The 10,159-nt window shown below is 65.3% G+C and carries 9 protein-coding genes; 7 read left to right on the plus strand and 2 right to left on the minus strand.

What is annotated here, in order from left to right; all coding sequences use genetic code 11:
* The first annotated feature begins 87 nt into the window (after nt 1-87).
* The 6 genes from CK219_RS18250 to CK219_RS18280 all read left to right on the plus strand — a co-directional run bounded on the left by CK219_RS18250 (nt 88) and on the right by CK219_RS18280 (nt 6,494).
* Entirely contained in the window at nt 88-1,530 is a 1,443-nt protein-coding gene (locus CK219_RS18250; RefSeq protein ID WP_095768123.1) for a hypothetical protein, read from the plus strand.
* A 154-nt stretch (nt 1,531-1,684) separates the two neighbouring features.
* Nucleotides 1,685-2,989, plus strand: coding sequence for an ABC transporter substrate-binding protein (locus CK219_RS18255; protein WP_095768124.1), 1,305 nt, complete (start codon nt 1,685-1,687; stop codon nt 2,987-2,989).
* 218 nt (nt 2,990-3,207) lie between these two features.
* Nucleotides 3,208-4,089, plus strand: coding sequence for a branched-chain amino acid ABC transporter permease (locus CK219_RS18265; protein ID WP_095768125.1), 882 nt, complete (start codon nt 3,208-3,210; stop codon nt 4,087-4,089).
* On the plus strand, nt 4,086-5,048 hold the full coding sequence (locus tag CK219_RS18270; protein WP_095768126.1) for a branched-chain amino acid ABC transporter permease: 963 nt from the start codon (nt 4,086-4,088) through the stop codon (nt 5,046-5,048). Before CK219_RS18265 ends, CK219_RS18270 begins: the two co-directional genes overlap by 4 nt.
* Nucleotides 5,045-5,773 carry an ABC transporter ATP-binding protein gene (locus tag CK219_RS18275; RefSeq protein WP_095768217.1) on the plus strand — a complete coding sequence of 243 codons (729 nt, stop codon included), beginning with the start codon at nt 5,045-5,047 and terminating at the stop codon, nt 5,771-5,773. The genes CK219_RS18270 and CK219_RS18275 overlap by 4 nt, the downstream gene beginning before the upstream one ends.
* Nucleotides 5,766-6,494, plus strand: a complete 729-nt coding sequence (locus CK219_RS18280; protein WP_095768127.1) for an ABC transporter ATP-binding protein — start codon at nt 5,766-5,768, stop codon at nt 6,492-6,494. The genes CK219_RS18275 and CK219_RS18280 overlap by 8 nt, the downstream gene beginning before the upstream one ends.
* Nucleotides 6,495-6,732: 238 nt before the next feature.
* On the opposite strand, the gene CK219_RS18285 is transcribed toward CK219_RS18280, so the two are convergent.
* Complete coding sequence (locus CK219_RS18285; protein ID WP_095768128.1) at nt 6,733-8,115, minus strand: sodium:proton antiporter; 1,383 nt, start codon at nt 8,113-8,115, stop codon at nt 6,733-6,735.
* A gap of 247 nt (nt 8,116-8,362) precedes the next feature.
* Nucleotides 8,363-8,977, minus strand: coding sequence for a bifunctional nicotinamidase/pyrazinamidase (gene pncA, locus CK219_RS18290; RefSeq protein WP_095768129.1), 615 nt, complete (start codon nt 8,975-8,977; stop codon nt 8,363-8,365).
* 302 nt (nt 8,978-9,279) lie between these two features.
* On the opposite strand from pncA, the gene CK219_RS18295 reads away from it, so the two are divergent.
* Nucleotides 9,280-10,137, plus strand: a complete 858-nt coding sequence (locus tag CK219_RS18295) for a xanthine dehydrogenase family protein subunit M (protein ID WP_095768130.1) — start codon at nt 9,280-9,282, stop codon at nt 10,135-10,137.
* Nucleotides 10,138-10,159: the final 22 nt, after the last annotated feature.

Consider the following 10,159-nt stretch of genomic DNA (forward strand, 5'->3'; position numbering starts at 1 on the left):
ACGCTGTCATCTCCGCTTTCGCCAATCTCCGACGTTGCAGGAGGAGAGCTGGCGCCGAAACTGCTAATCTCCCCCCAGGAGGGGGAGATGCCCGGCAGGGCAGAGGGGGGCGCCGTAGAGCGCCAACCTTGGAGGTTGGCCTTTCTCGCAACTGCCTTGGCAGCCGCTCTCCCCACCCCCGTTTTCGCCCATGCCTCCGACCGCGGCCACGTCCTGCTCCTCCCGACCGGTTACTACATCGCCGGCGGCGCGCTGGCGGTGGCCGTCAGCTTCCTCGTCCTGGCCCTGCTGCCGGCCGCTGCCCTCGACAATTTCTGGCGTCGGCGCCTGCCCTTGTTCACCTTCGGCGACACCCCCCGCATTGTCGTCAGCCTAATTTCCTTTGCCGGCTTTGCGCTTCTCGTCGCTGCCGGTCTCTCCGGCAGTCGCGACCCGCTTTCCAACCCTCTCCCACTCGTGATTTGGACGCTGCTCTGGGCCGGCTTCACCCTGCTGCAGGGCGTCTTCGGCGACCTGTGGTCGTGGCTTAACCCGTGGTATGGGCCATGGCGCGTCTTAAGTCGGCTTGTCGGCAGCCGACGGGCCGAAGCCCCGCCGTCGCGCCTGATCAACTGGCTCGGCTACTGGCCGGCCTTCGCGCTGTTCTTCGCCTTCGCCTGGTTCGAGCTGATCGATCCGGCGCCCGACGATCCGGCCCGCCTGGCCTTTGCCGTCGGCACCTATTGGCTGGCGAGCTTCGTCGCCATGCTGATCTTCGGCTACGACGCCTGGAGCAAGCGCGGCGAATTCCTCACGGTCTTCTTTGCCATGGTCGCCCGCTTCGCGCCTGTCGAGCGCCTCGATGGCCGGCTCTCGCTCTGCTGGCCCGGTGCGAAGCTGCTTGCCGGCGACCCGCTGCCGCTGAGCGGCACGGCTTTCCTCCTGCTGGCGCTTTCTTCGGTGTCCTTCGACGGCCTGTCGAAGACCTTCTTCTGGCTCAGCCTGTTCGGCGTCAACCCGCTGGAATATCCCGGCCGCACCGCGCTGGTCGGCATCGGCAGCTTCGGCCTCGTGCTGACCCTTGTCCTGCTCGCGGCGGTGTTCGCTTTGGCCGCCTTTCTTGGACAGCGCCTCGCCGGCGATGCGCAGTCGTTCGCAAAAGCCGCCGGCCTGCTGGTCTGGTCGATCGTGCCGATCGCGCTCGCCTATCATATCGCGCATTACCTCACCGTGCTCCTGGTCGACGGCCAGTATGCGCTGGTCGCGCTCTCCGATCCTTTCGCTCTCGGCTGGAACCTGTTCGGCACGGCCAACAGGATGGTCGAGGCCGGCGTAGTCGCCGGCGCCGAGTGCGCCTGGTGGCTGTGGAACCTGCAGGCCGGTGTCATCATCGCCGGCCATGTGCTGGCGGTCCTCGTCGCGCATGGCCTTGCCTGGCGTCTCCACCCGCGGCCGTCGCGTGCCACGCTCAGCCAGCTGCCGCTCACGCTGCTGATGATCGCCTACACGATCTTCGGCCTGTGGCTGCTTGCCACGCCGACGGCGGGATGAGACAAGGGCCGCCGTCATGACGCGAGGGAAGCTAGCTTGCCACGTCGCGGCTTTGGTGATTTAGTTTGTACACATGCAATTTTCCCATCCTTCGGAAGAGGATGGGTTAGCCGCCTTATCGCTGGTCAAGACTGAAAAAAACAGGGGAACCGACATGGCTGACAAGAACGGATTTTTCGACCTCTCCAAGACGACGCTGTCGCGCCGCACCGCGCTGAAGGGTATCGCCGCCGGGGCCGGCCTGGCGCTGGCGCCAGGCTTCGTCCGTTACAGCCAGGCGCAGAGCTCGGCGCCGATCAAAATAGGCTTCCAGTTGCACCGCACCGGCATCGGCGCCGCCTATGGTCGCTGGTACGAGAAGACGAGCGCCGCCGCTGTCAAGGCGATCAACGACGCCGGCGGTATCGGCGGCCGCAAGGTCGAGCTGGTCATCGAGGATGACGGCACCGATCCGGCGCGCGGCGCCGAGGTGGTCAACAAATTCGCCAAACAGCACAAGACCGACATCGTCTTCGGCACCTTGTTCTCGCATGTCGTGATCGGCTCGGCGCCCGCCGCCGGCGAGAACAAGATCCCCTATTTCGTCGTCAGCGAAGGCCATCACGTCGCTTCCACCAAGCTCAACCGCTACGTCTTCCAGCCCGGCATCACCGACGTGAAGAGCCAGATCCAGTCGATGGCGCCGTGGATCGCGGCGAACGCGGGCAAGAAGGTGACGCAGATCTTCCCCGACTTCGCCTTCGGCTACGACCATCGCGACTACCTGCCGCCGGCGCTGAAGGCGCAGGGCGCCGACGTGATCGCCCAGATCGCCATCCCGCCGACGGAGAGCTCCTTCACAAAGTACTTCCCGCAGATCCCGGCCGAGACCGAGGTGATCTACCATGTCATGGTCGGTCCGGCCGTGCTCACCTTCGTCAAGGAGCTCGGCGAATTCTATGGTTCGCAACGGCCGCAGCTCTTCGGCTTCATCGACTCGCTCGAAGCCGTCGACATCAACAGCCCCGGCCTCGAATTCCTCGACGGCAGCCATTTCTGGGAAGGCTCTCCGCGCTATGCGCAGCCTGACGATTCTGCGGCGCAGAAAGCCTACCGCGCCGCGGTCGGCATCGACGACAACGGCGCCGCGGTCGGCGACCCCAAGGACGTCTCCACCGCCGCCCACATGTTCGGCTGCTGGGAAACGCTCTACGTGGTCAAGAAGGCGATGGAAGACGCCGGCTACAAGGGACCCGAAGACCGCGCCAAGCTGGTCGAGGCGACCGAGGCGCTGAAGGAGTTCGCCGAAGGGCCGGAGCATCCGCAGGGACCGAAGACCTTCAACGGCAAGATCCACCAATGCTTCGGCGTCCAGAACATCTCCAAGGTCGAAGGCGGCAAGCTTAAGGTCGTCCACAAGACCAAGATCGAGGATGGCCTCTACGAGCCGGAAGGGGACTACACGACGCAGGCGCTGTGAGCTTAGCTGCTCCTGCAAACGTGAGCGCCAAGGCACCCCCCTCTGGCCTGCCGGCCATCTCCCCCGCAAGGGGGGAGATCGGCAGTTCGTGCGGCAGCGCCTATTTTCTTCCTTTTGAGATTGGCGAAGCCTTAGGTGAAGGCCAATCTCCCCCCTTGCGGGGGAGATGCCCGGCAGGGCAGAGGGGGGTGCCTCGCGCATCCGTTGGTGCTTAGCATATGCACTTCGGACCCCATCTCCTCCTCGCCGCCCTCGAAGGCCTCGTCACCTCCGCCGTGCTGGCGCTGACGGCGCTTGGCCTGTCTCTGGTGTTCGGCGTCATGCGCGTCGTCAATGTCGCGCATGGCGAGTTCTTCATGCTGGGCGCGGTGCTCGCCTGGGCGGTTTCGACGGCGATTTCCGGCCACCCGGCGATCGGTTTCGTCGCCGCGCTGGTGATCGCGCCCTTGCTGGTCGGGCTGGTCGCGCTGATTGCCGAACGCCTGGTGCTGCGCCGCCTCCACTACAATCCCGAAGGCACCATCGTCGCCACCATCGGCATGCTCTACATCATCCAGCAGCTGGCGCTGACCTTCTATGGTCCCGAAGCGCGCCCGGTCGAACCGCCCTTCAGCTACCGCATCCTTTTGCCGTGGTTCGGCTATTCCGGCTACAAGCTCTCGGTGGTCGCCGCGTCCGCCATTCTGCTGGTGATCACCTGGTTGGTGCTGACGCGCACGAAGATCGGGCTGATCATGCGGGCAACCCAATATGACCGCGAGACGGCGCAGGCCTTCGGCATCCCGGTCGAGCGCGTCTATGCCGGCGTCTTCGCCGTCGGCGCCATGCTGGCTGCGATCGCCGCGGTGCTGATCGTGCCGATCAGCCAGGCGCATTACCTGATGGGGCAGGACCCGCTGCTGCTCTCCTTCATCGTCGTCATCATCGGCGGCCTGGGGTCGCTGCGCGGCACCGTTGTGGCTGCCGTCTTGATCGGCCTCTCCGACGGCATCGTCTCGATGTTCTTCTCGCCGACCTTGGCCAAGATCATCGCCACGCTGGTGGTCGCCATGGTGCTGGTGTTCCGCCCGCAAGGCCTGTTCGGGACGACGCCGCGATGAGGGATGCTTCGCCGGCGAAGACCTATGCGCTGCATATCGGCGTCATCGCGCTTCTCTTCGCGCTGAACTTCGTCCTGCCGGACTACCACCAGGGCCTGTTCGCTCGCATCATGACGCTCGCCGTCTTCGCCATGGGCTACAATCTGCTCTTCGGCTATGTCGGCCTGCTCAGCCTCGGCCATGCCATGTTCTTCTCGGCCGGCCTCTACGGTGCGGGCTTGACCGTCTATCACCTCGGCTGGGGTGTCCCGGAAGCTTTTGTTGCCGGTGTCGCCTGTGGCGCGCTGCTCGCCCTGGTCATCGGCCTGCTGGCGCTGCGCACCTCCGGTGTTGCCTTCATGATCGTCACCATGATGTTCGCCCAGGTTTTCTACCTGCTCATCCTCTATTTCGCCGCCTGGACCGGCGGCGACCAGGGCCTTGTCATCCAGCAGGCGTCGCGGGTGATCGCGATTGGCGGCGCATCGTTTGACCTTACCAACGCGACCGTGCGCTACATGAGCGCGCTGGCGCTTTTCTCGATCATTCTGCTCGTCACCTTAGCCGTCGTCCGCTCCCGCTTCGGCCGCGTGCTGGTCGCCATTCGCGAGAATGAGGAGCGCACCAAGATGCTCGGCTACGACACGGTCGCCAACAAGCTCGCCGCGGTCGTCGCCTCCGGGGCCATCTGCGCGGCCTCGGGCGCCGCCTATGCGCTGCTCTTCGGCTATGTCGGCTCGGGCTTCGCTTCCGTGCAATATTCCATCCTGCCGCTGCTCTGGGTGCTGCTCGGGGGTGCCGCAACCACGCTCGGGCCGCTGATCGGCACGCTGTTCATGTACTATGTCACCGACATCACCAGCGGCTTCACTTCCGCCTATCTGCTGATCGTCGGCGTGGCGCTGATCCTGTTGGTGCTGTTCTTCCCGAAAGGCATTCTGGGCAGCATCCGCGAGCGCTGGCTGGGGTGGCTGCCATGATGCCGCTGCTCACCACCAAGGGCCTGTCGCGCCATTTCGGCGGCCTGCGCGCGGTTGACGGTGTCGACTTCGCGCTGATGCCGGGCGAGATCCGCGCCATCATCGGCCCCAACGGCGCCGGCAAGACCACTTTCGTCAGCCTGCTCTCGGGCCGCATCCGGCCGTCCTCCGGCATGGTCGTCTTCGACGGCTCCGACATCACCGCCATGCCGGCCTACAAAAGGGTTCGCCTCGGCGTCGCCTATACGTTCCAGATCACCAGCGTCTTCGCCAATCTCACTGCCTTCGACAACGTCGCGCTGCCGGTGCAGCGCACGTTGACCGACGGCCGCACGAATGGCCAGGTGAGAAGCGGCGTGATGGCGGCACTCGAACGGACCGGTCTCGCCGACCGCGCCGGCGCGCTTGCCGGGCAGCTTTCCTATGGTCACCAGCGCCTGCTCGAAGTCGCGATGGGCCTGGCGCTGAAGCCGCGCCTGCTGATCCTCGACGAGCCGACGCAGGGTCTCGCCGACAGCGAGATCGACAATTTCATCATGCTGGTGCGCGAGATCGCCAGGGACGCTACGGTGCTTTTGATCGAGCACAACATGCCGGTGGTCATGCAGCTTGCCGACCGCATCACCGTCTTCAATTCGGGAAAGATCCTCGCCGAAGGAACGCCGGGTGAGATCCGCGCCAACGCAGAGGTGCAGGACGCCTATCTCGGAGCGACCCATGGCTGACTCCGTTAGAACCAATGGCGGATTGCTCACCCTCTCCGGCCTCGATTGCTTCTACGGCGAGGTGCAGGTGCTCTACGGCCTCGACCTCACGCTGAACAAGGGCGAGGTGCTTTGCCTGTTCGGCCGCAACGGCGCCGGCAAGACGACGACGCTGAAGGCAATCATGGGTCTGGTGCCGGCGGCTGCCGGCTCGATCAGGCTGGACGGCAAGGAACTGACCGGGCTCGCCGCGCATGACGTGCCCAAGGCCGGCGTCGCCTATGTGCCGCAGGGCAGGCGATTGTTCGCCGAGATGACGGTGGCGGAAAACATCGAGATCGGCCTGATGGCGCGCGGCAAGGGCAAGCAAACCCGCGAGAGCGTGCTCGATCTCTTCCCGTTGCTCAGGGAGCGGCTGAGGCAGCGCTCCGGCACGCTCTCGGGCGGCGAGCAGCAGATGCTGGCGATGGCCCGCGCGCTCTGCCTCGAGCCGCAAGTACTGCTGCTGGACGAGCCGACCGAAGGGCTGATGCCGTCGATGATCGCCAAAATCCGCGAGACGGTGGCGAAGCTGCGCGAACTCGGCGTCTCGACGATCCTAGTCGAGCAGCGCGTCGACGCCGTGCTGTCCGTGGCCGACAGGGTTTGTTTCATCGAGAACGGCCGCAACCGCGAGACGGTCGATGTCGAGGCCTTGCGCGCCGATCCGTCGGCAGTGCGGCGCTATGTGGGGGTGGGATAGGGCGCCGAATGCGCGTCGGTGCCAAGACTATCGGCGGCTGCGCTGCCCCTCATTGCCCTGCCGGGCATTTCTCCCCGTGAACGGGGAGAAAGAAGCTGGCCGCGACCTCGGCGGTCATTCTGCAACGTTGGTGATTGGCGAAATCGGCGATGCCAGCCCCCTTCTCCCCGTTCACGGGGAGAAGATGGCGGCAGCCAGATGAGGGGCAGCGCCGGCGGTGGAAATTGAGTAGCTCAGCTCATCGAAAAAACATTAACCCGGCGATCAAGAACGTCGGGATCAGCACCAGCCCCGACCACGCCATATAGCCGAAGAAGCCGGGCATCTTGAAGCCGCGATGCCGGGCGATGGCGAAGACCATGAAGTTCGGCGCATTGCCGATATAGGTGTTGGCGCCCATGAACACGGCGCCCGCCGAGATCGCGGCCAATGTCGAGGCGGCCTCGGTCATCAAGTGGTGCGCCTCGCCGCCGGCAAGCTCGAAGAACACCAGATAGGTCGGCGCATTGTCGAGGAACGACGACAACGCCCCGGTCAGCCAGAAATAGGCGAGATTGTTCGGCTGGCCGTCGGCGGATGTGACCAGGGCCACGAGCGGCGCCAGCGCGCCGTCATGGCCGGCCCGCAGGATAGCGATCACCGGCACGATGCAGGTGAAGATGCCGGCAAAGAGCTTCGCTACCTCGGCGATCGGCTCCCAGGTGAAGCCGTTCGCCTCGCGGTGGCTCTTGTACGACACCTTGAGGGACAGCAAGGCGAGCGCCATGATGATGGCGTCGCGCACCAGGTTCTGCAGCTCGAGGCCGACGCCGAGAATCGGGATGCTGACGCCCGGCTTCCAGCTCGCCGAAAGCAGGATCGCGCCGATCACGCCGGCAAGCAGCGGCAGGTTGGCGAGGCCGCGCAGGCGCACCTTCGTGTCCGGCGTCGGATCCTTGATCTTCGGCATGCCGCCCTCGCGGCGATGCAGCATGATGTCGAGCGCCAGGAAGACGGTGAGCACCAGCCCGCCGCTGAACAGCGTCTCGCGCCACAGGTTCGCGGTCGTCCAGAAAAAATCGACGCCGCGCAGGAAGCCGACGAACAGAGGCGGATCGCCAAGCGGCGTCAGCGAGCCGCCGATGTTGGAGACCAGGAAAATGAAGAAGATCACCACATGGGCGTTGAACGGCCGGTTGTCGTTGGCGCGCAGCATCGGCCGGATCAGGATCATCGAGGCGCCGGTCGTGCCGATCACCGAGGCAAGCAGCGCACCGATGAGCAGCAGGCCGGCATTGACGAGCGGCGTGCCGTGGATATTGCCGGCAAGCAGGATGCCGCCCGAGATGGTGTAGAGCGCGAACAGGAGGATGATGAAGGACAGATATTCGGTAAGGAGCGTGTGCAGCACCGCTTCGCCTGCCGACGGAAGGCCGAAGGCGATCGTCAGCGGCACCACCGCCAGCATGGCCCAGGCAGCGGCGATCTTGCCGTAATGATGCTCCCACGCATGCGGGAAAAGCAGCGGTCCGGTCGCAATCGACAACAGCAGGCCGGCAAAAGGCAATCCCCACCACAGCGGCATCGCGGCGCCCGGCAGTCCGTGAATTTCGGAGGCGAGAGCCTGGACCGGAAACAGCATCGCGATGGCGAGCGCGATGAATGCGAAAAGCTCCTTCCTTCGGCCGCGGCGCGCCTTCCCCTTCTCCCCTTGTGGGAGAAGGTGGATCGGCGCGTAGCGCCGAGACGGATGAGGGGTGTTCCAGCGGAGTGAGGCGTTGGCGTTCCCTGGAACACCCCTCATCCGTCGCCTTCGGCGACACCTTCTCCCACAAGGGGAGAAGGGGGAGCCCGCAATCTGGGCGAAGGGGCTCTTCTCCACTGGCGGATCAGTCCGCCGAATGGTCTTCGAGTGTCACGCCGGCGTCGCGCATCCGCTTCAGCATCGCCTCGACCGAGCCGTTGAGGTCGATGCCGCGGCAGGCGTCGAGCCGCACGGTCGTCCTGAAACCCTGCTTCACCGCGTCGAGCGCAGAGAAGGCGACGCAGAAATCGGTGGCGAGGCCGACCAGGGTGATCGTGTCGACGCCGCGTTCCTTCAGATAGCCTCCGAGGCCGGTCGGCGTCTTATGGTCGTTCTCGAAGAAGGCGGAATAAGAATCGATCGCCGTGCGGAACCCCTTACGGATCACCAGTTCCGCCTTGGTCCAGGCGAGCCCGGAATGGAAATCCGAGCCGAGGCTTCCCTGGATGCAATGATCTGGCCACAGCGTCTGCGGCCCATATGGCATCTCGATGCCCTCGAAAGGCTGCTTACCCGGATGGCTGGAGGCAAAGCTCGAATGCCCGGCCGGGTGCCAGTCCTGGGTCAGGATCACGTGCTCCGTTCGCCGGATCAGGTCGTTGACCAAGGGGACGATCTCATCGCCGCCGGCGACCGCCAGCGCGCCGCCGGGGCAAAAATCGTTCTGCAGGTCGATGACGATGAGCGCTTCTTCGGCCATGCGGCTCCCTCTCGTTTCGGCCCTCTCGTCTGGCTTGGGGCACCTGTCCAAAAGCCGCTGACGCGACCGGACACGGAACCTTGACCAGATGGCCGGCGGCGTCAACCTCCGGCGCCATAACAATCGCGTTCAGCTCTTCGCGGCGCCAACTCCGGCTTTGACAATTCCGGCCGGCCTGATATCATTTGCATACGAATGAATTTGACCGGTCCGGAGACCGGCAAGAAGACCTGAAGCGGCACTTCGGGAGGCCTGGGGAAGGCCTAAGGTCTGGGAAGGCGCAATTGTCTGGAAGGCAGAGCGTGATCCGTTACGCAAAACCCACCACGGTCGACGAAACGCTCGCTTTGCTCGGCGAGGACCGCTGGCGCATTCTCGCCGGCGGCACGGATTTCTATCCGGCGCAGGGCGCGAAACCCTTCCGCGACAACGTCCTCGACATCAACGCTCTCGCCGAACTGCGCGGCATCGCCGAGACCGGGGAGCATTGGCGGATCGGTGCCCGCACAACCTGGACCGACATCGTGCGCCACCCGTTGCCGGCCGCGTTCGATGCGTTGAAATCGGCCGCGCGCGAGGTCGGTTCGGTCCAAATCCAGAATGTCGCCTCGGTGGCCGGCAATCTCTGCAATGCCTCGCCGGCAGCGGATGGCGTGCCGGCGCTTTTGGCCCTCGATGCCGATGTCGAATTGCGCTCGGCGAAAGCCGTCCGCCATCTGGCCCTCGGTGACTTCATCCTTGGCAATCGCCGCACCGCGCTGCAGCCGGGCGAGATGGTCACCGCCATCCGCGTGCCGAAGCGTTCCGCTGCCGGCAGCTCGGCCTTCGTCAAGCTCGGCGCCCGGCGCTATCTCGTCATCTCGATCGCCATGGCCGCGGCGCGGCTGGTGGTCGAGAATGGCGTCGTCGCGGATGCGGCGATCGCCGTCGGCGCCTGCTCGGCAGTCGCCCGCCGTCTCGCCGGTGTCGAGGCGGCGTTGCGCGGGCAGCCAGTTACTTCTGTCCTTGCCGATGCGGTGCTATCGGCGCCGATCGACGAATTGTCGCCGATCGCCGATGTGCGTGGCAGCGCGGAATACCGACAAGCAGCCGCGCGCGAGATCGTAGCCCGCGCGGTGCGCGCTGCGATCGGTCATGGCGAAGGCAAGGTGGCCGCATGAGCATGACCCAGTCCGGCGCTGC

The sequence above is a fragment of the Mesorhizobium sp. WSM4313 genome (assembly GCF_002294725.1).
Taxonomy (GTDB): Bacteria; Pseudomonadota; Alphaproteobacteria; order Rhizobiales; family Rhizobiaceae; genus Mesorhizobium.